1 protein-coding gene is annotated in these 259 nt (G+C 64.1%); it reads left to right on the top strand.

Translation table 11 applies throughout. The features are described 5' to 3' along the window. A partial coding sequence (locus RYX56_RS26665; RefSeq protein ID WP_317124274.1) for a multicopper oxidase domain-containing protein occupies nt 1-259 on the top strand: 259 nt, incomplete at both ends.

The raw sequence follows: 259 nt of genomic DNA, 5'->3' as shown, positions 1-259 counted from the left end.
GGCTTTGACGGCCGAAAATTCAGCGAGCTGGTCGAGCCGATCCGGTTCGAGCGGGACGAGCGGGTGCGCGTGACCCTGGTCAACGATTCCATGATGGCGCACCCGATCCATCTGCACGGCCATTTCTTCGAACTGGTCACCGGGGGCCCTGCCGGGCACCAGCCGCTCAAACACACTGTCAACGTTCCGCCGGGCGGCAAGGTCAGTTTCGACCTGACCGCCGACAACCCCGGCGACTGGGCCTTCCACTGTCACCTAT

Origin of the sequence: Alkalihalophilus lindianensis, assembly GCF_032843265.1 — a bacterium.
Classification (GTDB): Bacteria; Bacillota; Bacilli; order Bacillales; family Bacillaceae_D; genus Alkalihalophilus; species Alkalihalophilus lindianensis.
This window is presented reverse-complemented; position numbering and strand designations above follow the sequence as displayed.